This window comes from Phenylobacterium sp., from assembly GCF_035569475.1.
GTDB lineage: Bacteria > Pseudomonadota > Alphaproteobacteria > Caulobacterales > Caulobacteraceae > Phenylobacterium.
The window spans coordinates 33,988-58,543 of record NZ_DATMNA010000099.1 but is presented as its reverse complement, the minus strand read 5'-3'; the positions used below and the strand labels follow the sequence as shown (position 1 = coordinate 58,543).

At 70.1% G+C, this 24,556-nt stretch carries 25 protein-coding genes; 12 read left to right on the top strand and 13 right to left on the bottom strand.

All coding sequences use genetic code 11. The features are described 5' to 3' along the window. The first annotated feature begins 4 nt into the window (after positions 1-4). Positions 5-547 (top strand): hypothetical protein, encoded by a 543-nt coding sequence (locus VNW53_RS16100; RefSeq protein WP_325556824.1) that lies wholly within the window; start codon positions 5-7, stop codon positions 545-547. Here the strand turns inward: VNW53_RS16100 and recO are convergent. Continuing rightward, positions 480-1,211 (bottom strand): DNA repair protein RecO, encoded by a 732-nt coding sequence (gene recO / locus VNW53_RS16095; protein ID WP_325556823.1) that lies wholly within the window; start codon positions 1,209-1,211, stop codon positions 480-482. The genes VNW53_RS16100 and recO overlap by 68 nt on opposite strands. Positions 1,212-1,434: 223 nt before the next feature. On the opposite strand from recO, the gene VNW53_RS16090 reads away from it, so the two are divergent. Continuing rightward, a complete protein-coding gene (locus VNW53_RS16090; protein WP_325556822.1) occupies positions 1,435-2,274 on the top strand; it encodes a PEPxxWA-CTERM sorting domain-containing protein in 840 nt (279 codons plus the stop codon). 67 nt (positions 2,275-2,341) lie between these two features. Here the strand turns inward: VNW53_RS16090 and era are convergent, their stop codons facing one another. Genes era through lepB form a run of 3 tightly spaced genes read right to left on the bottom strand, consistent with a single transcriptional unit; the run spans position 2,342 to position 4,789 of the window. Further along, positions 2,342-3,274 carry a GTPase Era gene (gene era, locus VNW53_RS16085; RefSeq protein WP_325556820.1) on the bottom strand — a complete coding sequence of 311 codons (933 nt, stop codon included), beginning with the start codon at positions 3,272-3,274 and terminating at the stop codon, positions 2,342-2,344. Next, the gene (gene rnc, locus VNW53_RS16080; protein ID WP_325556818.1) at positions 3,271-3,990 is read right to left on the bottom strand and encodes a ribonuclease III; all 720 of its coding nucleotides are present in this window, start codon (positions 3,988-3,990) and stop codon (positions 3,271-3,273) included. Before rnc ends, era begins: the two co-directional genes overlap by 4 nt. A 16-nt stretch (positions 3,991-4,006) precedes the next feature. Beyond that, positions 4,007-4,789 carry a signal peptidase I gene (gene lepB, locus VNW53_RS16075; protein ID WP_325556817.1) on the bottom strand — a complete coding sequence of 261 codons (783 nt, stop codon included), beginning with the start codon at positions 4,787-4,789 and terminating at the stop codon, positions 4,007-4,009. A gap of 406 nt (positions 4,790-5,195) precedes the next feature. On the opposite strand from lepB, the gene VNW53_RS16070 reads away from it, so the two are divergent. Then, positions 5,196-6,707: a tetratricopeptide repeat protein gene (locus VNW53_RS16070; protein ID WP_325556816.1), complete on the top strand. Its 1,512-nt coding sequence runs from the start codon at positions 5,196-5,198 to the stop codon at positions 6,705-6,707. 109 nt (positions 6,708-6,816) lie between these two features. Then, positions 6,817-7,167, top strand: coding sequence for a hypothetical protein (locus VNW53_RS16065; RefSeq protein WP_325556815.1), 351 nt, complete (start codon positions 6,817-6,819; stop codon positions 7,165-7,167). Positions 7,168-7,204: 37 nt separating this feature from the next. Here VNW53_RS16065 and acpS read toward each other — a convergent pair whose 3' ends face one another. The 3 genes from acpS to pyrE form a co-directional block, all read right to left on the bottom strand. Beyond that, entirely contained in the window at positions 7,205-7,603 is a 399-nt protein-coding gene (gene acpS / locus VNW53_RS16060; protein WP_325556813.1) for a holo-ACP synthase, read from the bottom strand. Continuing rightward, positions 7,600-8,358, bottom strand: a complete 759-nt coding sequence (locus VNW53_RS16055) for a pyridoxine 5'-phosphate synthase (protein WP_325556811.1) — start codon at positions 8,356-8,358, stop codon at positions 7,600-7,602. The genes acpS and VNW53_RS16055 overlap by 4 nt, the downstream gene beginning before the upstream one ends. A gap of 185 nt (positions 8,359-8,543) precedes the next feature. Then, entirely contained in the window at positions 8,544-9,128 is a 585-nt protein-coding gene (gene pyrE / locus VNW53_RS16050) for an orotate phosphoribosyltransferase (RefSeq protein ID WP_325556810.1), read from the bottom strand. 108 nt (positions 9,129-9,236) lie between these two features. Between pyrE and VNW53_RS16045 the strand changes: the two genes are divergently transcribed. From VNW53_RS16045 to VNW53_RS16035, 3 genes are all read left to right on the top strand, one after another. After that, a complete protein-coding gene (locus VNW53_RS16045) occupies positions 9,237-10,184 on the top strand; it encodes an alpha/beta hydrolase (RefSeq protein WP_325556809.1) in 948 nt (315 codons plus the stop codon). After that, positions 10,184-11,860, top strand: a complete 1,677-nt coding sequence (locus VNW53_RS16040; RefSeq protein ID WP_325556808.1) for a hypothetical protein — start codon at positions 10,184-10,186, stop codon at positions 11,858-11,860. The genes VNW53_RS16045 and VNW53_RS16040 overlap by 1 nt, the downstream gene beginning before the upstream one ends. A 242-nt stretch (positions 11,861-12,102) precedes the next feature. Next, the gene (locus VNW53_RS16035; RefSeq protein WP_325556807.1) at positions 12,103-13,098 is read left to right on the top strand and encodes a hypothetical protein; all 996 of its coding nucleotides are present in this window, start codon (positions 12,103-12,105) and stop codon (positions 13,096-13,098) included. Between the two features lie 93 nt (positions 13,099-13,191). Here VNW53_RS16035 and VNW53_RS16030 read toward each other — a convergent pair whose 3' ends face one another. The 3 genes from VNW53_RS16030 to rpoZ form a co-directional block, all read right to left on the bottom strand. Beyond that, positions 13,192-13,941, bottom strand: coding sequence for a PEPxxWA-CTERM sorting domain-containing protein (locus VNW53_RS16030; RefSeq protein ID WP_325556806.1), 750 nt, complete (start codon positions 13,939-13,941; stop codon positions 13,192-13,194). Positions 13,942-14,282: 341 nt separating this feature from the next. Continuing rightward, complete coding sequence (locus VNW53_RS16025; RefSeq protein WP_325556805.1) at positions 14,283-16,451, bottom strand: bifunctional (p)ppGpp synthetase/guanosine-3',5'-bis(diphosphate) 3'-pyrophosphohydrolase; 2,169 nt, start codon at positions 16,449-16,451, stop codon at positions 14,283-14,285. A 134-nt stretch (positions 16,452-16,585) separates the two neighbouring features. Continuing rightward, positions 16,586-16,945, bottom strand: a complete 360-nt coding sequence (gene rpoZ, locus VNW53_RS16020; RefSeq protein ID WP_299544812.1) for a DNA-directed RNA polymerase subunit omega — start codon at positions 16,943-16,945, stop codon at positions 16,586-16,588. 349 nt (positions 16,946-17,294) lie between these two features. Here rpoZ and VNW53_RS16015 point away from each other — a divergent pair, with 349 nt between their 5' ends. After that, entirely contained in the window at positions 17,295-18,104 is an 810-nt protein-coding gene (locus tag VNW53_RS16015; protein WP_325556804.1) for a hypothetical protein, read from the top strand. 201 nt (positions 18,105-18,305) lie between these two features. Here VNW53_RS16015 and folK read toward each other — a convergent pair whose 3' ends face one another. Continuing rightward, positions 18,306-18,788 carry a 2-amino-4-hydroxy-6-hydroxymethyldihydropteridine diphosphokinase gene (gene folK / locus VNW53_RS16010; RefSeq protein ID WP_325556803.1) on the bottom strand — a complete coding sequence of 161 codons (483 nt, stop codon included), beginning with the start codon at positions 18,786-18,788 and terminating at the stop codon, positions 18,306-18,308. A 61-nt stretch (positions 18,789-18,849) separates the two neighbouring features. On the opposite strand from folK, the gene VNW53_RS16005 reads away from it, so the two are divergent. The 3 genes from VNW53_RS16005 (at position 18,850) to VNW53_RS15995 (ending at position 21,265) form a co-directional block, all read left to right on the top strand. Then, a complete protein-coding gene (locus VNW53_RS16005; RefSeq protein ID WP_325556801.1) occupies positions 18,850-19,458 on the top strand; it encodes an NYN domain-containing protein in 609 nt (202 codons plus the stop codon). Further along, complete coding sequence (locus VNW53_RS16000; RefSeq protein ID WP_325556800.1) at positions 19,445-20,098, top strand: uracil-DNA glycosylase; 654 nt, start codon at positions 19,445-19,447, stop codon at positions 20,096-20,098. Before VNW53_RS16005 ends, VNW53_RS16000 begins: the two co-directional genes overlap by 14 nt. Positions 20,099-20,236: 138 nt before the next feature. Further along, positions 20,237-21,265 carry an MBL fold metallo-hydrolase gene (locus tag VNW53_RS15995; protein WP_325556799.1) on the top strand — a complete coding sequence of 343 codons (1,029 nt, stop codon included), beginning with the start codon at positions 20,237-20,239 and terminating at the stop codon, positions 21,263-21,265. Positions 21,266-21,374: 109 nt separating this feature from the next. Here VNW53_RS15995 and VNW53_RS15990 read toward each other — a convergent pair whose 3' ends face one another. Together VNW53_RS15990 and VNW53_RS15985 are read right to left on the bottom strand one after the other, a co-directional pair. After that, positions 21,375-22,640, bottom strand: coding sequence for an NAD(P)/FAD-dependent oxidoreductase (locus VNW53_RS15990; protein WP_325556798.1), 1,266 nt, complete (start codon positions 22,638-22,640; stop codon positions 21,375-21,377). 89 nt (positions 22,641-22,729) lie between these two features. After that, positions 22,730-22,984 (bottom strand): GlsB/YeaQ/YmgE family stress response membrane protein, encoded by a 255-nt coding sequence (locus VNW53_RS15985; RefSeq protein WP_325556797.1) that lies wholly within the window; start codon positions 22,982-22,984, stop codon positions 22,730-22,732. A 175-nt stretch (positions 22,985-23,159) separates the two neighbouring features. Here VNW53_RS15985 and VNW53_RS15980 point away from each other — a divergent pair, with 175 nt between their 5' ends. Next, positions 23,160-24,554, top strand: a complete 1,395-nt coding sequence (locus VNW53_RS15980) for a M20/M25/M40 family metallo-hydrolase (RefSeq protein WP_325556796.1) — start codon at positions 23,160-23,162, stop codon at positions 24,552-24,554. Positions 24,555-24,556: the final 2 nt, after the last annotated feature.

Below are 24,556 nucleotides of genomic sequence, written 5' to 3'. Positions count from 1 at the left end.
TCCCATGATCCAGGCTGACGCGCCGCCCACCCCGCCGCCTGCCGCCGAGGTGGTGGTCGCACGAAGCGACCACACCATAGTGGCCGCCAACTTCGACCTGCCGCTGAATCTGGTGAAAGCCGGGCGGCGCGAAGAGATGGTGGTGCGCCAGGTCTTGTTCGTGACCGCCGCCGTAACCCAGGTGCGGCCGGCGGACGGCGGCGGCGACCGCTATCGTTGGAAGCTGGCGAGCTTCCTGCAGCGTGAGTATTGCGTGCGCTCGCTGACCGGCGTGTTCGCCTGCACGACGCCGGAGGCCGCGCCGCTGCCGGACAAGGCCGAAGGCGAGGCGCCCCTGGCGTCGCCCGGCGACTTCTTGTTGGCCGTGCAGGCGGAGGGGAACCTGTCGGGCACCCTCGCCGGCCGGTCCGACGAGATTTTCGCCGCCGACCGGCAAGCGGCAGTCGACCCGTTCATCAAGGCGGCGGGCGCGACCGCCCCTAAAGCCGCCCCGCATCGCTCAGCCGGTCCACCAGCCAAAGGCGGGCCGGCGGCAGGGGGCGGTTGATGGGGTTGAAGATGAACTGCTCCAGGAAGTGGGCGGTGAGGGCCAGGCCCGCGCCCACGTCGCCGGCCTCGAGGCGGGACTGGCTGGAGAGCAGGAAGGCCGGCAGGACCAGCATGCGGTCCTTGTAGGGATCGCCGGCGGCGCGGGAGACGGCGCGGCCGGTCTTGGGGCTGACGTAGACCAGGTCGTCGGTGGTCCCCGTGGCCGCGCACTTGGAGAGGTCCAGGCCGAAGCCCAGCTCCTGCAGCAGGCCCGCCTCGAAGCGCACGAAGACGGCGGGCCAGTCGTCGATGGCGGCCAGGGCCTCGCTGAGCGCCTGGAAGGCCAGGTAGGCGCCCGGATGCGGCTCGCGCTCCGGCAGGGCGCCCGCGGCCACGGCGGCGGCGGCCGAAAGGCCCGCCAGCGCCAGGGGATCGTCGAACAGGGCCGCAGGCCCCTCGCCCACGGGCTCCAGGCTGGCCGCGCCAAGCTGGTCGGAGACCCGCGCGCGGTAGCGGACGCCCACCGCGGCCCCGGCCTGCAGGAAAGGCTTCATCTTGCGCGACGCGCCGCCGGCCACGTGCGCGGCGTACTTGCCGTGGCGGGCGGTGAGCAGCTCCACGATCGCCCCGGTCTCGCCGAACGGCCGGGCGGAAAGCACGAAGGCGTCGTCTTCAAATTCCATGGCCCTAGCTAGCACCACCATCCCCAATGCGGGAGCAATGGTCGGCCCGGGGGCCGACGGTCCCCTTCCCACCGCTTCGCGGGGAAGCCTGGTCAGGCGGTCAAGCTTGAATTCCCCTGTTAGGCGAACGGTGTTGTCTCAACCCAAATGAACTGTTTACGGTGAACATCGATAGGCGAGTGGCCTTTTCAGCTCGCCGCGATCGGCTGGGGAAGGGCATGACATGAAACTGAAAGCCTTGGTTCTGGCGGCCTCGTTTCTCTCAACGGCGGCGCTCACCGCTTCTGTCGCGACGTCGGCGCAGGCCGGCTCTGCCGCTGTTTTCGTGGGCTATTTCGATGGCTTGCGAGGCGGCGCCGACTACCCGAACCCTTCCGCCGTAGGTGAGACCTACACAACCGGGGGACACACCTACACAATCAGCAATCTGCTCGGCGACGTGAACAACGGCATAGATGCGGGCGGCGTCATGCTGCTCAATACCGGCGCCACCAACATCACGATCAACAACCTGGATGTCAGCCACGTCGGCACCGCCAACGGCGATTTTCAGATCTGGACAGGCGCGGGCCCGCTACAACTGGGGGCCGGTCTTACTCTGGCCGCAGGCACAGGCGTCATCTTTACGTCGACCGCAAATTACAACTTCGACTCCAGCGACTATTCGAACGCGGCGAATTCCCAGGCTGGATTCGATCCCAACACGAACAATTGCAGCGTCGGTCCGCTCGCCGCGACGGCCCTCTGCATGAACACAGCCCCTATCGTGAACTTCACGATCGACGGCGTCACGACGGCCTTCAACGATTCGGGACATGTGCTCGACACAGGGGGCTACGACACCGCGAACTACAACCACCTCCACACCGGCGGCGGCGGGGTGCCGCAGTACAACACGAACGAGTCCCTCAACTGGCGTGCGATCGGCACGACGGGGATCAACGATCCAGGCGGCGGCGGCGGCGTGCCGGAACCGGCGAGCTGGGCTTTGATGCTGCTGGGCTTCGGCGGCCTGGGCGCCGCGATCCGCTGGCGGCGGCGGCAGGTCGCGTTCGCCACCTGACGTCTGACAGATCGAACCGTTGAGCCCCGGCCTCGCAAGAGCGCCGGGGCTTTTCGGTTGGCCGCCCTCAGGCGTCGAAATCCAGGCCGACGTCGCCGTAGAACTCGCGCTTGTCGGCCCAGCGTTCGTCGACCTTGACGTGCAGGAAGAGGTGGACCGGGCGGTCGAAGAGCTGGATCAGTTCCTCGCGGGCCTTTTGGCCGATCCATTTGAGGGTCTGGCCGCCCTTGCCGAGGATGATCGGGCGCTGGCTCTCGCGCTCCACATAGATCGTCTGCTCGATGCGGGCCGAGCCGTCCTTGCGCTCCTCGAAGGCGGTGGTCTCGACGGCGGCGGCGTAGGGCAGCTCCTCGTGGACCCGCAGATAGAGCTTTTCGCGAGTGATCTCGGCGGCCAGCAGCCGCGCGGGGATGTCGGCGGTCTGTTCGGCGGGATAGAACCAGGGACCTTCCTTCATCAGGGCCGCCAGTCGGTTCTTCAGGTCGTCGACCCCGTTCCCGTCGGCCGCGGAGATCATGAAGACCTCCGAATAGACCCCTGTGTCGAAAAGCTTTTTCGACAGCGCGAGCAGGGTGTCCCGCTTCATGCCGTCGATCTTGTTCAGCGCCAGGATGGCCGTCTTGCCGGCCGCCTTCAGCCCCTCGACGATGGATTCCACGTCGACGGCGGCGCGCTTGTCGGCGGCCTTGGCGCCCGGCTCCTCGGCGGCCAGCTCGGCGGCGCTGTCCACCAGGTGGACGATCACGTCGGCGTCCTGGGCGCCGCCCCAGGCGGCGCGGATCATCGCCCGGTCGAGCCGGCGGCGGGGCTGGAAGATCCCGGGGGTGTCGACCAGGACGATCTGGGCCTCGCCGGCCATGGCCACGCCGCGCACCGGAAAGCGGGTGGTCTGCACCTTCTGGGTGACGATCGACACCTTGGCCCCGACGAGGCGGTTGGTCAGGGTCGACTTGCCCGCATTGGGGGCGCCGATGATGGCGGCGAAGCCGGCGCGGGTCATGGGTTCAAGCTTTCCGAGGGGTCGGCCCCCTCCTGTTTGTGCAGCATCTGGGCGGCCGCCGCCTTCTCCGCGTCCTGGCGCGAGCGCCCCTGCCCGCGCTCCGGGGCGAAGCCCTGGATGGCGACGGCGATGGTGAAGATCGGCGCATGGTCGGGCCCCTCGCGGGCCACCAGCTCATAGGCCGGCAGCGGCAGGCCGCGGCCCTGCGCCCACTCCTGGAGCTGGGTCTTGGGGTCCTTGGCGCGCGGCTCATCCAGGCGGGCGAACTCGTCCTTCCAGAAGGTCAGGAAGAAGGCCCGCGCCGTCTCCAGCCCGCCGTCGATGTAGAGGGCCGCGATCAGGGCCTCGCAGGCGTCGCCCAATACCGCGTCGGAGTCGCGCGCGCCTACCTTGCTGGCGCTGGCGGAGAACCGCATGGCGTCGGGCAGGCCGCAGGCCCGGGCGGCGCGCGAGCAGGCGTGGTAGTTCACCAGGCCCGCCATCAGCCGCGACATCTCCCCTTCCCGCGCGTCGGGATCCATCGCCATCAGCCGCTCGGCCGCGACCAGGTTCAGCACCCGGTCGCCGAGGAACTCCAGCCGCTCGTTGTGGCGCACGGCCTTGGCGCCGTCGCCGACGCTGGCGTGGGTTAGGGCGCGCTCCAGGAGCTCGCGGTCGGCGAACACGTGGCCGATGCGGCGTTCCAGCTCATCGATCGCCGCAATTCTCGTACTCATGGGATCAGGGCGTTCATCACTGCAGCAGGTTGAAGAACCGGTGCGGCTGCAGGTTCAGGACCCAGGTCCAGGGCTTGAAGATCGAGGCGCCCTTGGACCACGACAGCAGGATGATCTGCGCCTTGCCCTCGAGGTTCTCCGCCGGGACGTAGCCCACGCCGCCCGCCTCGGGCGAGACGCGGCTGTCGGAGGAGTTGTCGCGGTTGTCGCCCATCATGAAATAGTGGTGCTCCGGCACGACGAAGACGTCGGTGTTGTCGAGGTCGCCGTCAGGACCGAAGTCGTTGGTCATGTAGGTCTTCCCGCCGGGAAGCGTCTCCTGGTAGCGGCTGACGTCGTGCATGAAGCCGTAGCCGCTGTCCTCGCGGAACGTGCCCTTGAAGACGCGCGGCACCTGCACGCCGTTCAGGTAGAGCAGGCCGTGCTTCATCTGGATGCGGTCGCCGGGGATGCCGATGATGCGCTTGATGTAGTCGACGTGCGGATCGTGCGGCAGGGCGAAGACCACGATGTCGCCGCGGTGCGCCTTCTGCTCGGCGATCCGGCCCGAGATGATCGGCGGGGCGAACGGGATCGAGAACTTCGAATAGCCGTAGGTCCACTTCGACACGATGATGTAGTCGCCCTCGTAGAGGTTGGGCTCCATCGACGCCGAGGGAATGGTGTAGGGCTGGAAGAACAGCACGCGCAGGAAGAGCGCGATCGCGAGGGCGTAGACGACGGTCTTGATGATCTCGACGATCTCGGCCATCGCGCCGGACTTCTCGGGAGGCGCGGAAGCCTGGGTGGTGTCGTTCATGGACAGTCCTTGGGAACAGGCCCGCCGAAGCGGTCGGGCCGTTAGCTACGCGCTGCGCCCGACGCGAGCAAGTTCCGTGCCCGCCAAGCCGGCGCCTTAACAGCCCGGCGATCGCCGAAAGCGGTTTGCAACGCGGGCGATACAGGGGGCTCGGCCGGAAACCTTCTGGACACGCCGGCCACAGACCGCCCCGCTTTTTGCGCCGCCGACCGCCGGGCCGACCGGCCTGTTCCAGCTTGAAACCCTGCGGTCGAAAGGCGGCGTCTTGCCGCCAGACTTCGCCGTTAGCGACCGCGGCGAGGGTGTTTTCGTCGCGGCTTCGATCCCTCCGCGGCGCGGCAGGGGGAAGAGGCGGATGTCGGTCTGGCGGCCTGAACCGGTTGTGGCGAGCGCGGCGCGAAGCCCGTTGGCGAAGGCCGCGGCGCTGGAGCGGGCTGGCGACCTGCCGAGCGCCTTCGCCGCCTATGAGACTGCGCTCGCCGCGCGGCCGGAGGATCCGGAGATCCTGGCCGGGCTCGCGAGCCTGGCCGGCCGCATGGAGCTGGCCGACGTCGCCGCGCGGCTGTGGGAAGAGGTGCGCCGCCTGGACCCGCCGCGGCTGGAGGCCGTCGACGGCCAGGCCCGCGCCCTGCGCGACCTCGGCCGGTTCGAAGACGCGGTCGCGCTCCTGCGGGAGGCGCTGATCCGCAATCCGCAGGAGGCGAGGCTGTGGAACAGCCTGGGCGTGACCCTGACCCAGGACAGCCACGCAGCCGAGGCCATCATCTTCTTCGACGAGGCGCTGCGGCTGGACCGCCGGCTCGCCGCGGCGATCTACAATCGCGGCAACGCACGGTTCGACCTGGGCGACCTGGAGGGCGCGGCCGCCGACTATCGCCAGGCGCACCGGGTGGCCCGGAACCCCGCCTACCTGGCCGCCATCGCCTTCGCCGAGGCCACCGTGGCGCTGGCCCGGGGGGATCTGGCCCGAGCCTGGGACGCCTATGAGGCGCGGCTTTCCCGGCATCGGACCGGCGCGCTCGGCTTCGACCTTCCCGGGCGGCGCTGGTCGCCCGGCGCGCGCCTGGCCGGGCGGCGCCTGCTCATCGTCGGCGAGCAGGGCCTCGGCGACGAGTTGATGTTCGCCAACCTGTTGCCCGACGTGCTGGACGCCCTGGGGCCGCAGGGACGGCTGAGCCTGGCGGTGGAGCCCAGGCTGGTCCAGCTCTTCGCCCGCAGCTTCCCCACGGCCGAGGTGGTCGCCCACGCCACCGCGCGGGCCGGGCCCGGGTTCCGCCGCTCAGCGCCCGGCCTCGAGCGTCCGCGCGAGATGGACCTGTGGGCGCCGATGGGGTCCCTGCCCCGCGAGTTCCGCCGTTCGATCGCCCGCTTTCCGGCCGCCGCCGGCTACCTGGCGCCGCATCCCGTCCTGGCCGGCCGGTGGCTGCGCTGGCTGGGCGACGGCCCCCCGGCGGTGGGCCTGAGCTGGCGCAGCGGCAAGGTCGCCGGCGACCGGCGCCGGCAGTATCCGCCGCGCGGCCTGTGGGAGCCTCTGCTGCGGACGCCCGGCGTGCGCTTCGTCAACGTCCAGTACGGCGACTGCGCCGAGGAGCTGGCGGCGTTCCGGGCCGAGACCGGCGCGGAGATCCTGGAGCCGCCGGGCCTCGATCTCCGCGAGGACATCGACGGGCTGGCCGCGCTCCTGAGCGCGCTCGACCTGACGGTGTGCGTGGCCAACGCCACCGCGGCCCTGGCCGGCGCGATCGGGGCCGAGGCGGCGGTCCTCGGCGCGCCGACGGCCTGGCCGCGCCTTGGGACCGAGACCCTGCCCTGGTATCCGCACGCGCGCGTCCTGACCGCGCCCGCCTTCGGCGACTGGGGCCCGGCGATGGACGCGGCGCGGGGCCTGGTGGCGGAGCTCGCGGGCGCGCGCTCCTAGAGCGCGGTCCACGGCAGGATCCAACGATAGAACATCGTTCGTCGAATGAGGAACCTTATGCGTCGCCCACGGTTGGCTAACGCACGCCTCCGTGCCGAGGACGATCCCGATGAATCGATACAATTATCTCGCTATCGCCGTGGCCGTCAGCCTCTCCTTCGGAGCCATCCAGGCGCAAGCCCAGGCCAAGCCCTGCCGCGACGCCCAGGGCCACTTCACCGCCTGCCCCGCGGCCGCCGCCAAGGCGACGACCAAGCGGTGCCGCTCGTCCAACGGAGCCTTCGTCAGTTGCGATGCGGTCGCCGCGACCGCCGCCGCGTCGCCCGCGGCGGCGACCGCGCCCGTCACGGCGTCCGCCCGTGCAGCGACGCCGATGGCGGCCGCCGGCGGCCCGAACTGCAAGAAGGGCAAGCGCTGCGGCAACGCCTGCATCTCGGTGAAGGACGTCTGCCACAAGTAGCGGCGAGCCCCGCCGTCGCCTGGACGGCACAGGAACCCTACTCCGGCAGGGCCTCGATGATCACGAAGGCCTGGGCATAGGGGTGGTCGTCGGTGAGGCTGAGGTGGATCACCGGGCGGTGGCCCGGCGGCGTCATTTCCATGAGGCGGGCCTGGGCGCCCCCGGTCAGCGCCATGGTGGGCTGGCCCGAGCGCAGGTTGACCACCCCCATGTCGCGCCAGAAGACGCCCCGGCGCATGCCGGTGCCCAGCGCCTTGGCGCAGGCCTCCTTGGCGGCGAAGCGCTTGGCGTAGGAGGCGGCGCGGTCGTTCTTGCGCTCCGAGCGGGTGCGTTCGACCTCGGTGAAGAGGCGCTGGGTGAAGCGCTCGCCGTGCCGTTCCAGAGTCTTCTCGATCCGGCGGATGTCCGAGAGGTCGGAGCCCAGGCCGATGATCACGCCGCCCGCACCGATCTGGCTTCGTCCATCAGCGCGCGCATCCGCTGGATGGCGGGGCCCAGGCCGATGAAGATCGCCTCGCCAATCAGGAAGTGGCCGATGTTGAGCTCCATCAGCTCCGGGATGGCGGCGATCGGCTTCACGGTCTCGTAGTCGATGCCGTGGCCGGCGTGGACTTCCAGGCCGAGGCGCGCGGCCTCCGCCGCGGCGGCCTTCAGGTTCTGCAACAGGCGTTCGGCGTCGGGCGAATGCTCGCGGACGGCCTGGCAATAGGCGCCGGTGTGCAGTTCCACGACCTGCGCGCCGGCGGACTTGGAAGCCGCGACCTGGCCGAGGTCTGCGTCGATGAAGCAGGAGACGCGGATCCCCGCGTCCGCGAGGCGGCGGACGACGGGTGAGATGGCGTTGTGGCCCTTTACGACGTCGAGGCCGCCTTCAGTGGTCACCTCTTCGCGCCGCTCCGGCACCAGGCAGGCGGCATGCGGCCGGTGGGCGAGCGCAATGGCCTCCATCTCCGGCGTCACCGCCATCTCGAAGTTCAGCGGCCGCCCGCGCCGGCGGCAGGTGACGGCGAGCGCGTCGATGTCGGCGTCGGAGATGTGCCGGCGGTCCTCGCGCAGGTGGGCGGTGATCCCGTCGGCGCCGGCGGCCAGCGCCATCTCGGCGGCGCGCACCGGATCCGGATAGCCCTCGCCGCGCGCGTTCCGCACGGTGGCTACGTGGTCGATGTTGACGCCGAGTCTGAGCTTAGACATCCAACCCCCCGCTCATCCCATGCCCAGGCTGTCATCCCGAAAAGCGCGCCAGCGCTTGTCCGGGACCCATGGACTCCGATGGAGATGGGTTCTCGAAGCGCCGCCGCAACATCCTGTGCCGCCAGACCGGTGCGTATGGGTCCCGGATAGCCGCTGCGCGGCTTCCGGGATGACAGGCCGGACGCTCATGCCCGCAACCTCTTGCTGCCGGGCTCCTCGGCCGGCAAGGCGGCGAGTTCGGGGGGGATCGCGTCGGGCGCGTAGGACGGCACGTCCAGGGTCGCCAGCGCCACCAGGGGGAAGCCGACGTCGGCGCGGCCGCCGGAGCGGTCGACGATGCAGGCGCAGCAGAGCACGACGCCGCCGGCCGCCTCGATCGGCTCGACCGCCTCGCGGAAGGAGCCGCCGGTGGTGATCACGTCCTCGATCACCACGACCTTGGCGCCCGGGGCGATTCGGAAGGCGCGGCGCAGCCTGAAGGCCCCGTCCTCGCGCTCGACGTACATGGCCGGCACGCCCAGCCAGCGGGCGGTCTCGTAGCCCGGGATGATCGCGCCGACCGCCGGAGAGACGATGACGTCGGGCTTGCCGAACTGCGCCTCGATCTTCTCGGCGAGCGCCTTGCACAGGCGCGCGGTGCGTTCCGGGAACTGGAAGACCAGGTTCTTCTGCAGGAACATCGGGCTGTGCCGGCCGGAGGCCAGGATGAAATGGCCTTCGCGCAGGGCGCCGGCGCCGCGGAATTCGTCTAGGACCTGTTCGGTGTTCATGGTCCCTCGATACCGCTCTTTCGGCGCGGTCGGAAGATATCGGCCGACTGTAATATGTCCGCGGTTGCGGACGTGCGCGACGCATCCTTAGGTGCGAGGATGAAGCGAATGCTGCTGGGGGCCGTCCTCGTCCTGACCGTCTGGATCGCCGCCGGCGCGGCCATGGTCGCCGCGGCGAGCCCGTTCGCGCCCTCCGGCCGATATGTCGACATCGGCGGTCGTAAGCTGCGGCTGGTCTGCGCGGGGCCGCCGGCCAGCGCCGAGCGGCCCACGGTCTGGATGGAGCCGGGCGCCTTCGGCCTGGCGGCGGACTTCGCGGCGATCCAGGAGAAGCTGACCGCCAGGGGTATCCGCTCCTGCGCCTATGACCGCGCGGGCATGGGCTGGTCGGACCCCGGGCCGAAGCCGCGCGACGCCACGACCATCACCGACGACCTGGAAAAGCTGATCGCGGCCTCCGGCGAGCCCGGGCCGTTCATCCTGATGGGCCATTCCATGGCCGGGCTCTACGCGCGCCTGTTCGCCGGCCGCGACCCGGACAAGGTGGCGGGCCTGGTGCTGATCGAGGCCACCACGCCCGAGCAGATCGACAACCCGGGGACGGAGAGGTTCATCGGCGGCTTCACCCGCCTGGCCCAGGTGGCCGCCGTGTCGGCCAGCGTCGGGACCACCCTGCCGCTCTACTGGGCGGCCGGCGACCGGATCGGCCTGCCCAGCCAGGGCAGCGCCGAGAAGCGTCACGCCTATGTCTCCGGCCGCCACGCCCGCACCGCCGCCGAGGAGGTCGAGAACTGGCCGCGCAGCGCCGCCGAGGCGCGGCTGGCCCCGCCCTATGACCCGAAGTGGCCGGTGGCGGTGGTGGTCGCCTATCGCGGCGAGCCCGACGGCGCGCCGGACCCGCGGCGCGCGCCGGAGCTGGCCTCGCGCGCCGGCATGTTCGAGGCCGTGCGCGGGGCGTCCCACACCACGATCCTCGGGCAGGCGCACGGCGAGGCGGCCGTGCGGGCGGTCGAGTTCGTCCTGGCCCACCTGGGGCCGGCGCCGTCGGGCGACTGATGCCGGCGCAAAGGTGGGCAGCGTGGATCGGACTGGGCCTCGCGGCCGTCGTGGTCCTGGCCGTCCTCGGCTTCTATGCCGGGCGCCTGGCCATGCCCCTGCCGCTGTTCGCGGCCGACGAGGCGGTCTACCTGATCCGGGCGCTCTATCCGGACGGGGTGGTGGCGCTCGACCCGAGCGTGGCCTCGGCCAATGACGGGGTCCACCTGAGCGTCATCCGCGCGGTCTACGGGCTGGGGGCGCCGGTGGTTGTCGGCGACCGGCTGGTCAATGCGGCGGCCTATCTGGCCGGGCTGGCGCTGGTCTGGCGGGCGTGCGCGGCGCGGCTGCCGCGGCTTGACCAGGCGGCGCTAGGCCTGCTGGCCCTGGGCTTTCCCTACTACCGCTTCGCCTTCTCGAACCTGGCCGAGGGGTTGTTCGTGGCCGTGCTGGCGCTGCTCTGCGTCGCCACGGGCCGCTGGTATCGCAGCCGCCCGGTCGTCCACGCCCTGCTCGCCGGGGTGCTGGCCGCGGCCCTGGTGCTGGTCAAGCCCAACGGGATCGCAGCGGTCGCGGCCCTGGCGGCCGTGATGGCGGCCGACGCCTGGGCCAGCGGACGCTGGCGGATCCTGCCGCTGCGCCTCGCGCTGTTGGCGGCCAGCTTCCTCGCGGTCGGCAACCTGATCCAGTTCGCGGCCGAGGAGCCGGTGGCCAACCCGCTGACCTTCTTCGTCAGCCGGGGCTATGGCGGCGACCTGGCCATGGCGCCGCCGCCCGGGGCTTGGCGCGTGGGGCTCCTGCAGGCCGCGGCCATGGCCTCGGCGGCGGCGGTGCTAGCGGGCGTTCCCCTGGCGGTGGGCCTCACCGACCTGGCCCAGCGCCGGCGCGCGCGGCGCGGGAGGTTCGAAGCCGAAGGGACCGAGCTGGTCTTCCTGTTGCTGGCCCTGGCGCTGGCCGCGACCGTCGCGATGGTCACTCTGTTCGCCATGCAGGTGGCCTGGACGCCCAGCGAGACCAAGCGGCTGTGGGGCCGCTATTTCGAGTTCTTCGCCCCGCTGCTGTGGCTGGCGGCCGGGCCGGCGCTGGCGCGCCCCGTCGGGCGGCGGACGGCCTGGGCCTGCGCCGGCCTGCTGCTGGCGGGCCTCCTGGGCCTGCTGGCGAGCTTCCACGCCGGCATCGTCCTGTTCCCCTGGGACGCCGGCGCGCTGACGGCCTTTTTCCGCTCCGATCCGGTGCGCGCGCCGCTGAACGCCGCCCTGCCCTATCGCGCCCTGGCGGCCGCCGCCGTCCTGCTGGCGGCCGCGGCGCTGGCCTCGCGGGCGCGGCCGCTGGCGGCGGGCCTGGGGTTGGTGCTGGCGTTGAGCGCGCTGTCGACCTCGCTGGATCACGCCTGGACCGGACAGATGATCGCCCAGCGCAACGCCCTCGAGCGCGACCTGCGCGCCATCGCGCCCGCCCTGCCCCGCGCCGGGACGGTGGTGCTGCTCACCCCGGACGCCAACATCGACCACCTGGTGTTCCTGCGCCTGGAGGCCCGGCCCCGGGTCTGGTCCGGAGAACCCGGCCAGGCGCCGGCCGTCGAGCTGGCGGACGCCGCGGTGGTTCTGGCGAGCGGGCCGCAGGCGCCGCCGGGCCCCTGGGTGCGCGCCTTCCAGGGTGAGGAACTGTCGCTGTTCCGGCGGCAGGAGACGCCCTGAGGCGCGCCGTCGCCGCCGCGCCGAACCTTAAGGCGGCGCGCGCGCCGGCCTCGTGGCTGCTTCACTGCGCCGCAGCCGGGCGGGTGTCGTTAAGGCGCATTTAACCAGCCTCCTTAACTTCGCCGAATGTGACCGGCGATATACCGAGGCTCGTCGAGTACCGATGTGCGTGCTGTTGGGGGGCGCGTGCGGCCGGGCTCGGCGCCGGGGCGGCTGGCTGCAAGCCGGCCGCAATACGCTAGGTGGGACCGACCCCCGTGTCGCTGAACGAGAAGAAAACGCTGCCGGTCGACCTGCCCGAGGGGCTGAAGCCGAGGATTCGGCTGTTCTTCAGCATCGACCTCGTAGGCTCCACGGCGTTCAAGCAGTCGCGCCCGGCCTGGTTGCCGGCGCTGCTTAACTTCTACCGCGACTTCGACCAGATCGTTCATGCGCAGTACCGGGCCTTCCGGCAGCGCAGCAACGCCCACATCGCGCCGCCGGAATTCTGGAAGTCCAACGGCGACGAGCTTCTCTACACCTGCGACCTCTCCACCCGCGCCCAGGCGGTGGATGCGATCCACATCTGGCTGGCGGCGCTCAGCGCCTACCGCTGCGACCTGGCCACCCTGGTCGAGGACATCGATGTAAAATCCACGGCGTGGATCGCGCTGTTCCCGGCGCCCAATTCCGAGGTCTTCTTCCGCCGTGGCGGGGCGCAGTTCCGCTCCGACCGGATCGACGACGCCGTCCTGCTGCAGGCCGAGATGCGCGACCAGTGGTACGGCGGAAACGGCCGCCACGACATCATCCGCGACTTCGTGGGCCCGTCGATCGACACCGGCTTCCGGCTGACCGCCTGGTCGAGCCCGCGCCGGCTGATCCTGTCGGCGGACCTGGCCTTCCTGCTGACCAGCTCCTACGCCGTCTCCGACGAGCCCCTGCCGCTGCATTTCTCCGGCGCCCAGAAGCTGCGCGGGGTGATGGACGAGCAACCCTATCCGATGATCTGGCTGCCGGTCGGCGCCGGCGCGCGGGCGGACGTCCGCGACGAGGGCATCGGCCGCCACCTGAGCGACCCGGAGCTGCTGCGCTCGTTCTGCGAGGCGATCGTGGAGCAGAACTACAAGGTGTTCACCCCGCTGTTCCTGGCCGAAGACCCCGAGGACGATGGCGACTTCGGCTGGACCCCGCCCTACATCCTCAACCGCATCGCCAGGGACTGGCAGGCCGAGAAACGCCTGAAGATGGCGGCGTAGAGCCTGTCCCGGCCAACTTGAGTCAAGTCAGCCGGGATCAAACAGGGTGGTCGGCTATATCGGGAGCCGTCGCGCGACCCGCGGGCCGGAACCCTAGGCCAGCGCCGTCGCCGAGCGCCGCCGGCGAAGGGCCGCGCCCGTCGCCCCGAAGCCTACCAGCATCAAGGCCCAGGCGGCCGGCTCCGGCACGCCGAAGGTGGTGATCGTGACCACGTCCGGCGTAAACGTCGCGGTGGTCTGGTAGTTGAACACCACAGTTCCGGCCGTCTGGTTGTCGAGCTCGTGCGAAATCGTGAAGGTGCCCTCGAGGTCCAGGTTGTCGGCGGCCGTGAAGACCGGCGGCCCGAGCGCCAGGCTGGGGTGGTAGTTCAGGCCGCGCCCGAGATCGTCGCCGAATGTGATCCAGCTCTCGTGCAGGTCGCCGGTGTTCACGAACGACTCGTCTTCCGTGGATTCGCTGAAACTCGAATTGCAGCTTCCGCAGCCCGGGTTCAGGTGCTGGTCGGTGCGGTCGTCAAGGCCGGTGTCCGAACCCACGGACGTGGTGACGCCGTTGATGGTGACGCTGGAGGTCATGAATCCCGCCCCGCCGATGGTGCTCCGGAAGTAGGGCGCTCCGGAGATGTCGTGATTGCCGCCGCCGGCGTAGTCGACCACGAAGCTCTCGGTGATCGCCTGGCCCGCCAGGTTGGCGCCGGCCCCCAGGCCGAAGATGTTGGTGTCGTCCGAGCCGTAGGACACTGTCCCCTGGTAGGTCAGGATGAAGCCGTCGGCGGCCGCCTGCGACGCGCAGCTCATCAGGCCGGCGGCGGCGAGCGCCGCGCTTAAAATTCGAAATCTCATGAAGTCCCCAATCCGGCGAGCCAGGGCCGTCCGGAACGGGCGAGCCACAGAGGACCCTAGGAGCCGCCCCGTTCTCGTCCAGGGGATTCATCTCTGCCGAGAAGTACTTGCGCCACATGCGAAATTCGCGCCGAAGAATTATCGAGGACAAGGCTGTGGCGGAGCGTGGGAAACATCAATCCACTTCGCTTCGAATTACTCCAACACCCCTTTTCACCGCTTGGACGCAGTTGAAACTCAAGGCGCTGTGTTAGCCAAAGTGGCCAGCGTCGACGTCATATATTCAAGGCGCTGGCCACTTGGGCCGTTTGCCGTGGTGAAGGCCGTACGAACGGAATCGACTACACCTTCCGCCGGTCGACGGTCTCGACGCTGGGGTTGGCGCGGAGCGCCGCGGCGATGTGGGTCAGGTGGCGGGCGTCGTTGACGTCGACGTCGATGTCCACGTCGAAGAAGTCGTTCTGGCGGTGGTGCATGCGCAACTGGACGATGTTGCCGCCGGCCTCGCCGATGATCGTGCAGACCTGGCCCAGCACGCCGGGCGCATTGCGGATTGTGGCGATCAGCTTGGCGCGGGCGATGGAGTTGCGCTCGGCCTCCGGCGTCCACTGCAGGTCGCGCCAGGCCTCCTCGCGGTCCTCGAAGGCCGCCAGGCTGTCGCAGTCGATGGTGTGGACGGTGAGCCCCTTGCCGTCCTCCTCCAGGATGCCGACGATCCGGTCGCCCGGCACCGGCGAGCAGCCCTCGTGGAAGTGGATGCTGACCCCCGGCGTCAGGCCCCCGCCGCGGACGTAGAGCTTGGCGGCCTTGCCGTCCTCGATCCGGTGGCGGGCGGTGGCGGCCTTGCGCTCCTCGGCCTTGAGGCCCGGGAACAGGGCCTCCAGCACCTGCGGCGGCGAGACCCGGCCGCGGCCGACGGCGCTGAACAGCTCGTCCTCGGTGGCGACGCCGAAGCGGTCGAGGGCCGGCCGCAGGGACACGTCCTTGCGCGACTTGCCCGCCGCCTCGAAGGTCTGGTCGACGGTAGCGCGCCCCAGCCTCGTGAACTCTTCCTTCTCCGTCTGGCGGATGTGGCGGCGGATGGCCGAGCGGGCGCGGCCGGTGATGGTGATCGAGCGCCAATCCGGCGGCACCACGGGCTTGCCGCCGCGGATCACCTCCACCACGTCGCCGTTCTGCAGCACGGTGCGCAGGGGCTTCAGCTCGCCGTTGATCTTCACCCCGATGCAGGTGTCGCCGATGTCGGTGTGCAGGGCATAGGCGAAATCCAGCGGCATGGCGCCGGTGGGCAGGCTGACCAGTCGGCCCTTGGGCGTGAAGACGAAGGCCTGGTCGAGGAACATCTCGAGCTTGGCGTGCTCCATCAGCTCCTCGGCGTCGCCGCCGTGCTCGAGCACCTGGACGAGGTGGCGCAGGTTGACCAGCGGGTCGCGGCCGCCGGCGGCCTTCTGATGCTCCAGGTCGAAGCCGTAGGACTTGTCCTTGTAGCGCCAGTGGGCGGCCACGCCCTCCTCGGCCACGCGGTCCATGGCCTCGGTGCGGATCTGCATCTCGATCCTCATTCCCCGGGGTCCGACAACCGTGGTGTGCAGCGAGCGGTAGTTGTTGCGCTTGGGCGTCGAGATGAAGTCCTTGAACCGCTCGGGGATCGAGGGCCAGGCCCGGTGGATGACGCCCAGCGCGCGGTAGCAGTCGTCCTCGCTGTCGACGATCACCCGGAAGGCGTAGATGTCGGAGAGCTGTGAGAAGCCGATCGACTTGCGCTGCAGCTTGCGCCAGATCGAATAGGCGTTCTTCTCGCGCCCGAAGACCCGGGCCGGGATGCCGCCCTCCTCCAGCCGCTCGGCGATCTCGCCGGAGACCAGGCTGACCGCGCCGCCCTGCTGCTGGCGAAGTGTCTCGAGGCGGCGGTTGATGGCGTCGCGGGCGACCGGGTTGAGGTGCTCGAAGGCCAGCTCTTCCAGCTCGGTGCAGATGCGGTGCACGCCGATGGAGCGGGCGAGTGGGGCGTAGATGTCGAGCGTCTCGCGGGCGATCCGCTCGCGCTTGGCGGGGCTGGTGATGAAGCCCAGCGTGCGCATGTTGTGCAGCCGGTCGGCCAGCTTCACCAGCAGGACGCGCACGTCGCGGCTGATCGCCAGGATGAACTTGCGCAGGTTCTCGGCCTGCCGAAGATGCTCGGAGGAGAGCTCCAGCTTCGACAGCTTGGTGACGCCCTCGACCAGTTCGCCGATCTCGGAGCCGAACAGCTCGTCGATCTCGGCGCGGGTGACCGGGGTGTCCTCGATCACGTCGTGCAAGAGGGCCGTGACGATGGTCTCGGTGTCGAGCCGGTAGTCGGTGAGGATGCCCGCCACCTCGATGGGGTGGGCGAAATAGGGGTCGCCGGAGGCCCGCTTCTGCGCCCCGTGCATGCGCATGGCGTAGACATAGGCGCGGTTCAGGAGCGCCTCGTCGGCGGTGGGATCGTAGGAGCGGACCTTCTCGATCAGCTCGAATTGGCGGAGCATTTTCGGACGCGCCGGCGCGGCCCCCCCTTTGCCCGATGGAGGGGCGGGAGCTGCGACAGGAATTGGGGCGTCCTTAGAGGGGGCGGCGGTTTGGGGCGCCGCCTTGGTAGTGAGAGGTTCTGTGCCTTCCGGGCTCAGTACCGCTCCTCCTGACCGCCATCGCGGTCGCTCTGCAGCGCGCGGACCAGTTCCAGCTCGCTCATCTGCATGTGGGTCGGATCGGCCAGCAGGGCCAGGGTTTCGGCCTCTTCCTCGGCTTCCGAACGCTCGTCGACCCGCTGCAGCGTGCCGATCAGGGTCTCGCGCAGCTCCTCGGCGTCGACCACGTCGTCGGCGATCTCGCGCAGGGAGACGACCGGGTTCTTGTCGTTGTCGCGATCGACCAGGATCTGGGCGCCGGCCGAGATGGCGCGGGCGCGATGCGCCGCCAGCAACACGAGGTTGAAGCGGTTGGGCACCTTTTCGATGCAGTCTTCGACAGTGACGCGAGCCATGGAGTCCTCGGAACGGGGGGAGAACGCGGGAAAATAGAGGTTCGGGGACCATTGTGCAATGCCGCAAAGGCCGCAGGGCGGGGAGAGAAAGGCCACGAACCGCAGGAGCCACACGAGCGCGGTGTTTCTGACAGGCCCGCGCGGCGGGCGGCTTCCCAATCGGCCATGGTTGAAATGACTGAACCTCCGCCTTCGCGGAGTCTCGACCCCGGGCCTGTTCGTGTCGTTCGTGGACGATGGAATCGCCGGCCAGCCGTCGCCCGGCTCATCTTCCGTTCACCACGATAGGTTGCAAAGCCTCAACCGATGGCTCGCTAAGGTGACGCTTCGAGCCTCCCCGGAGCCCAGTATGTCGTCCGCGTCGCCTGCTCGCCAGGACCGCTTCCCCTGGGAGCCGGAGTCGGTCAACCGCGCCAACCTGGCGACCGCGGGCGTGCGCCAGTTCCTGCTGCAGAAGATCCCGGCCACGGACGTGCGCGCGCAGAGCCTGCTGGTGGCGGCCGGCGCGCTCTCAGGTTTCGCGGCCCAGAACGCCGCACTGGAACAGGGTGAGCTGCTCACCGCCAGGCGTGACCTGGTGGCGCCGGAAAGCCTGATGCTGCGCAACGGCAAGGACGGTCAGCGGTTCCTGGCGGGGCGCTGGATCAATGCGGCGCTGCTGCTGGGCTATGGCCACGGCTCGCCGCTGCAACGGTTCGTGGTTCAGGCGGCCTCGGCGGCGGGGGTCAAACGCACCGAATTCGCGGACTACTGGGAGCTGGAGCGGAAGATCGCCAAGAGCGCCGCCGAGGGCGAGTTCGGCCGGCTGGAGGCCAGCGAGGACCGCGGGCCGCTCGCCCGGCCGCAGGACCTGTTGCGCGTGCTGTGGCCCGCGGCGCGCCGCATCCTCAATGCGCCCATGCCCATGGAAGTGGGCGACGAGCCCCCTCTGCACGAGGCGCATTGGTCGTCGCTGATGGGCCTTGTCGCCGCGCGGCTGATGGCCCAGACGGCGCAGGTCGTGCCGCCCAAGCTGGCCGCCGGACTGATCATGGAGGGCGCGATCATCGCTTCCAAGCTCGACCCCGCCCTCGTCGAGCGAGGCCGCTGGACCTTGGCGCCCGGGCCCCGCGGCCTGCAGATCGCCCGCGACGACCGGCGGCATGGCGTGGTGGCTTAGCGGCCGGCCCACGAACCGCACGAACCCCACGAACGCGCCTGGTCTCGAAAGGCCCGCGCCGCGGGCGCCTTCCGATTGGAACCACGGATCGCACGGATGGCGCCGGCGCTATCCGTGGAAATCCGTGCGATCCGGTTGAAAAGGATTGAGCCTCCGCTGCCGCGGTGTCTCGGAAGAGTACCCGTCCGTGTGGTTCGTGGATCAGATCGGCGCGGCGTCGCGGCCAACCGAGGCGTTGACCGCCAGGTCGGCGGCGGTTCGCCCTAAGGTCGGGTGCACCCATCCCGGCGCGATCTCGGCCAGGGGACCCATGACGAAGAGCCGTTCGTGCGCCCTGGGATGGGGCAGGATCAGGCCGGGACCCGCGCGGACTTCGCGGCCGTGGGCGATCAGGTCGAGGTCCAGGGTGCGCGGCGCGTTGGGCTCGCCGCGGATTCGGCCGAACCGCCGCTCGATGGCAAAAAGCGCCTCCAAAACCGCCTGAGGAGGGCCGTTCGCCTCGACAATCGCGATCCCGTTGCGATATTCATTTCCCTTCGGATCGGGCCAGGCGGCAGAGCTCCACCAGCGCGACCGGGCGAGAACGGGCAATCCGGCCCGGGGGAACAGCGACAGGGCCGCTTCAAGCAAGGCTTCGGACGACGGCTGATCGCCGGGCATATTCGAGCCCAGGGCCACGATCACCGCCGCATCCAGCCCCAAGCGATCGGCGCCTGAGAATTTCGCCATTGGGAATTTCGAGACGATGACCTTTTACCCCACCGACCGACTGGCGCTCTTCATCGACGGGTCGAACCTCTATTCGGCGGCCAAGGGCCTCGGGTTCGACATCGACTACCGCAAGCTCCTGGAAGAGTTCCGCAAGCGGGGCGTCCTGGTGCGCGCCTACTACTACACCGCCCTGGTGGAGGACGAGGAGTACTCGCCGATCCGGCCGCTGGTCGATTGGCTGGACTACAACGGCTACAGCCTGGTGACGAAGGCCGCGCGGCAATACACCGACAGCCAGGGCCGCAAGCGCTGGCGCGGCGACATGGACGTGGAGATCGCCGTCGACATGATGGAGATGGCCGCGGGCGGCGCAGACCACCTGGTGCTGTTCTCCGGCGACGGGGACTTCCGCGCCCTGGTGGCGGCCGTGCAGCGAAAGGGCGCGCGGGTGACGGTGGTCTCCACGGTGAAGTCGCAGCCGCCGATGGCCTCGGACGACCTGCGCCGGCAGGCGGACAATTTCGTCGACCTGGCGGACCTGTCGGACATCATCGGCCGGCCTTCGCGCCTACCGCGCTTCATCCAGGAAAGCCGCAGCGAGCGGCGCCACGAGGAAGAACCCGAGGCCGATGCTGAGGCCTGAAGCGGGCGTCGAGCCGGAACCTGCGCGCGACTGCCCGCTCTGCCCGCGCCTGGTCGCCTACCGCGCGGCCAACGCGGCCGCCCATCCCGAGTGGTTCAACGGCCCGGCGCCCTCGTTCGGCGATCCCGACGCGCGCCTGCTGGTGGCGGGCCTGGCCCCCGGACGGCAGGGCGCGAACCGAACGGGCCGCCCGTTCACCGGCGACCACGCCGGCTGGCTGCTCTATGCGACGCTGAAGAAGGCGGGCTTCGCCACCGGGACCTACGACCCGGACGGCCACGACGACCTGACGCTCACCGACTGCATGATCTCCAACGCCGTGCGCTGCGCGCCGCCGGGCAACAAGCCGGAGACCTCGGAAGAGAACCATTGCCGCCCGTTCCTCACCGCGCGGATCGCCGCCCTGCCCCGGCTGAAGGTCATCGTGACCCTGGGCGACGTGTCGAGGCGCAATGTGCTGAAGGCCCTCGGCCTGAAGGCCTCGGCAGGCCTGCCCGGTCACGGGACGGAGTTCGAGGCGGGTCCCTATGTGGTGCTGAACAGCTACCATTGCTCGCGGCTCAACACGAACACCGGACGACTGACGCCGGAGATGTTCGAAGCCGTGTTCCGACGGGCGCGGACCCTGATCGGCTGGTAAATCCCGTCTCCCCGCGTCCCGGCGAAGGCTGAGATCCGTTCAACCCATCGCCCTTTGACGCGCGCACCTTCAGGTCCCAGACTCGGCGTGGATCCCGACTTTCGCCGGGATGAGCCAGGTTGGGGGTCGGGGACCGGCATGATTTTCGAACAGATCGCCACCGGCGGATGCCAGAGCTACCTGCTGGGCTGCGAGGCGACCAAGGCCGCGGTGCTGATCGACCCGGAGCTTTCCCGCATCGACCACTATCGGGGCCTGCTGGCCCAGCACGGACTCGCCGCGAAGTACGTAGTCGACACCCACACCCACGCCGACCATTTCTCGGCCAGCCGTGAGCTCGGCAAGGCGCTGGGGGCCCCGGTGGTGATGCATCGCCTCGCGCCGGCGCCCTACGCCGACATGCGGCTGGACGACGGGGACATGCTGATCGCCGGCGGGCTGAAGTTGAAGGCGCTGCACACACCCGGGCATACGCGCGATTCCATGAGCCTGGTGATGGACGACCGGGTCTTCACGGGGGACACGCTGCTGATCGGCGGGACCGGGCGCACTGACCTGCCGACCGGCGACCCGTACGAGCTGTTCGACAGCCTGTTCGAGGGCCTGCTGCGCCTGCCCGCGGAGACCAGGGTCTACCCGGCGCACGACTACAAAGGCCGATCGCACTCGACCATCGGGACGGAGATCGCCGAGAATCCGCGGCTGCAGAAGACCGAGCGCGGCGCGTTCGTGGAGATGATGCAGGCGCTGGACCTCGCTGCGCCCACCCACCTCACCGAGGCGCTGCGCACCAACATGAGCGGCGGCAAGACGGTGGCGCAACTGCTCAGCGAGGCGGCGGCGATCACACCCTTCATGTCGATGCAGGAGCTTGCCGAGCGGATCGGCGGCAACCGGCGCGACCTCGTCGTCCTTGATGTCCGCGAGAAGGATGCCTTCGACGCCGGCCACGTGCCGGGCGCGCGCCACCTGCCGAGGGGCCAGTTGGAGCTGCGGGTGAACGCAGAGCTGCCGGACCCGACGGCGCGCATCCTGACCGTCTGCGAGTTCGGCAAGATCTCGACCCTTGCGGCGGCCACCCTGCGCCAACTGGGCTATGGTCGCGCCGTGGCGCTGGACGGCGGCATGAAGGCGTGGCGCGAAGGCGACTTCCCGCTGGAAACCTAAGCCCTTCCCGCTCTGGTTGGATCAGCCTGAGTGGAAGAGACGGGCTCCAGATGCGGCCGACGACTCTGTCCGATCCTGGCTGGCTTGATCAAGCCGGCCGTGGCGCCGCCTAGGCGCCGGTGATGAGCCGCGCGCCGCGGTGATAGGTGACGTAGCTCCACAGCCAGTCCAGGGCGACGAAAAAGCGGGCGCGCAGACCGACCAGGAAATAGACGTGGATGAAGCCCCAGAACAGCCAGCCCGCGAACCCGGTGAGCTGGAGGCCGCCCACCTTCACGACCGCCGCTCCGCGGCCGATGGTGGCGAGATCCCCGGCGTGCTTGTAGCGGAACGGCCCCGGCGGCGGATGCCCGGACAGGCGCGCGGCGATCACCTGACCGACGTAGCCGCCCATCTGCTTGGCGGCCGGGGCGATGCCGGGGACCGGCCCGCCATCGGAGACCACCGCCGCGCCGTCGCCGACGACGAAGATGTCCGGATGGCCGGGCAGCGACAGGTCCGGCCCCACGGGGACGCGGCCCGCCCGGTCGTGCTCGCCCGGCAGGCCGGCCACCAGCGGCGCGGCCCTGACGCCCGCCCCCCAAAGAACGGTGGACGCATCGATCCGCCCGTCCTCCAGGGTGACGCCCGACGCATCGATGTCCACCACCATGGCGTTGGTCCTGACGTCCACGCCGTAGCGGGCCAGGCGGCGCGCCGCCTCGGCGGCCAGGTTCTCCGGGAAGCTGGGCAGGATGCGCGGGCCTCCTTCGACCAGCACGACGTGGGCCGCGGCCGGATCGATGTGGCGGAACTCCGACTTCAGGGCGTCGCGGGCGATCTCGGCGATCGAGCCGGCCAGCTCGACCCCGGTCGGTCCGCCGCCGACCACCACGAAGGTGGTCAGCGCGGGCGCCGCCCTGCCCTGGCCGGCGAGTTCCGCGCGCTCGAAGGCCGAGAGGATCCGGCGACGGACGTCCAGCGCGTCCTCGACGCTCTTCAGGCCGGGCGCGAAGGCCGCCCAGCCGTCGTGACCGAAATAGGAGTGGGCCGCGCCGGCGGCGACCACCAACTGGTCGTAGGCGACCGGCCCGGCCTCGGTCAGCACCTGCCGCGCGGCCGGGTCGACGCCCGTCGCCCGGGTCATCAGCACCTGGGCGTTGGCCTGGGTCTTCAGGAGGTTTCGGATCGGCCAGGCGATGGCCGCCGGGGACAGGGCCGCCGTCGCCACCTGATAGAGCAGGGGTTGGAAGGTGTGGTGGTTCTTGGCGTCGATGAGCACCACGTCGGCGGCGGCATGCGCCAGGGCTCGCGCGGCCTGCAGCCCGCCGAAGCCGGCGCCCACGATGACGACACGAGGCCTGCTTGCGGCCGCAGCGGCCGCCGGCTGTCCCATCCGCGTTCCCTCCGGCCCGCGGACGTCACTATAGCGCGACTAGCCGCGGCAGGGCGAGGTCTGGATGGAACGCCGCCCGCGGAGAGCCGTCAGGTCCGTCGAACTGCCCGCAGGATGATCAGCAGCAGTGCCGCGCCGATGGCGGCGGTGATGATCGAGGAGATCCAGCCGCTGCCCACATGGACATGCAGCACGCCGGCCAGCCAGCCGCCGATGAAGGCGCCGATGATGCCCACCACGATGTCGCCGACCAGGCCGAAGCCACCGCCGCGGACGAAGGTCCCGGCCAACCAGCCGGCGATGGCGCCGATGATCAGCCAGGCAATCAGACTGTGGGTGTCCATGGGTCGTTTCCGTCTCTGGCGGCGTCCGCCAAATCGGCGCGACGTCCTGTGGGTCACCTAAGCTTAAGCGGCGCGGAAAGGTTCCGGCGCGCGCCCGACCACGCCTCGCCGCTCGCTTCCCGGTCCGCGCCCCGCTAGGTTCGCGAGACCTCAGCTCCAAATGGATTCCCCGACCTTGAAGACACCCCTGTTGCTCGGCCTCGCCGCCTGCGCCGCCGTGCTCGCCGCCCCTGCCTTCGCGCAGACCGTCAAGGTCGACCCGGCGCTGCACAACGAGGCCCTGGAGCTGCTGAAGAAGGGCATCTCGTTCCGCACCGTGGTTCCCGGCGACCAGGTGAAGCCCTATGCCGAGTACCTGAAATCGGTCCTGGTGAAGGCCGGCTACCGGCCCGAGGAGGTCAAGATCGAGGCCGTGGCCGGAAGCTCGATCCTGGTCGCCCGCTATCCGGGGACCGACCCCTCCAAGAAGCCCATCGTGGTCATCGACCACATGGACGTGGTCGAGGCCAGGGCGGCCGACTGGACCCGCGACCCGTTCACCCCGGTGGTGGAGAACGGCTACGTTTTCGGCCGCGGCGCCGTGGACGACAAGTTCGACGTCTCCATTGTGGTGACAGTGCTGGCCAAGCTGCGGCGCGAGGGCTGGAAGCCCGGGCGCGACGTGATCCTGGCGCTCAGCGGCGACGAAGAGACCCAGCAGCAGACGGCGCGGAAGTTCGCGGGCGACCTGAAGAACGCCGAGCTGGTGCTGAACGGCGACGGCGGCGGCGGCCAGCTCAGCGAGGAAGGCAAGCCCCTCGGCTACGGCATCCAGGCGGCGGAGAAGACCTACGCCGACTTCCAGATCATCGTCACCAATCCCGGCGGCCACTCCAGCCGGCCCGGCAAGACCAACGCCATCTACCAGCTCGCCCACGACCTGGAGCGCCTGGAGGCGTACCGATTCCCGGTGATGACCAGCGAGATCACCATGGCCGGCTTCAAGGCCACTGCGCCGGTGGTCCCGGGGCCGGTGGGCGAGGCGCTGCGCCGATATGTGGCCAATCCGAAGGACCAGGCCGCGATCGGGGCCCTGTCGGCCGACCCCGACTTCGTGGGCCAGCTACGCACCACCTGCGTGGCCACCATGATCGAGGGCGGCCACGCCACCAACGCCCTGCCTCAGAAGGTCGCCGCCAACATCAACTGCCGCATCTTCCCCGGGGTCTCGTCGGAGGCGGTGCGGGCCACCATCGCCCAGGTGATCGCCGACCCGCAGGCCAGGATCGAGCGGCAGAACGACGGGGCCATCGACGCCGGCGCCTCGCCGCTGCGGCCGGACGTGCTGGCCGCGGTGACCAAGGCGGTGCATGCGCGCTATCCCGGCCTGCCGGTGGTGCCGCAGATGTCGGCCGGGGCCACGGACTCGATGTTCTTCCGCGCCTTGGGCGTGCCGGCCTATGGGGTCGGCGCGGTGTTCATGAAGGGCTCCGACGACTTCGCCCACGGCCTGAACGAGCGCGTGCCCCTGGCCAGTATCGACGGCGCCCTGTTCCAGTGGGAAAGCGTGCTGAAGGACCTGGCGAAGTAGCC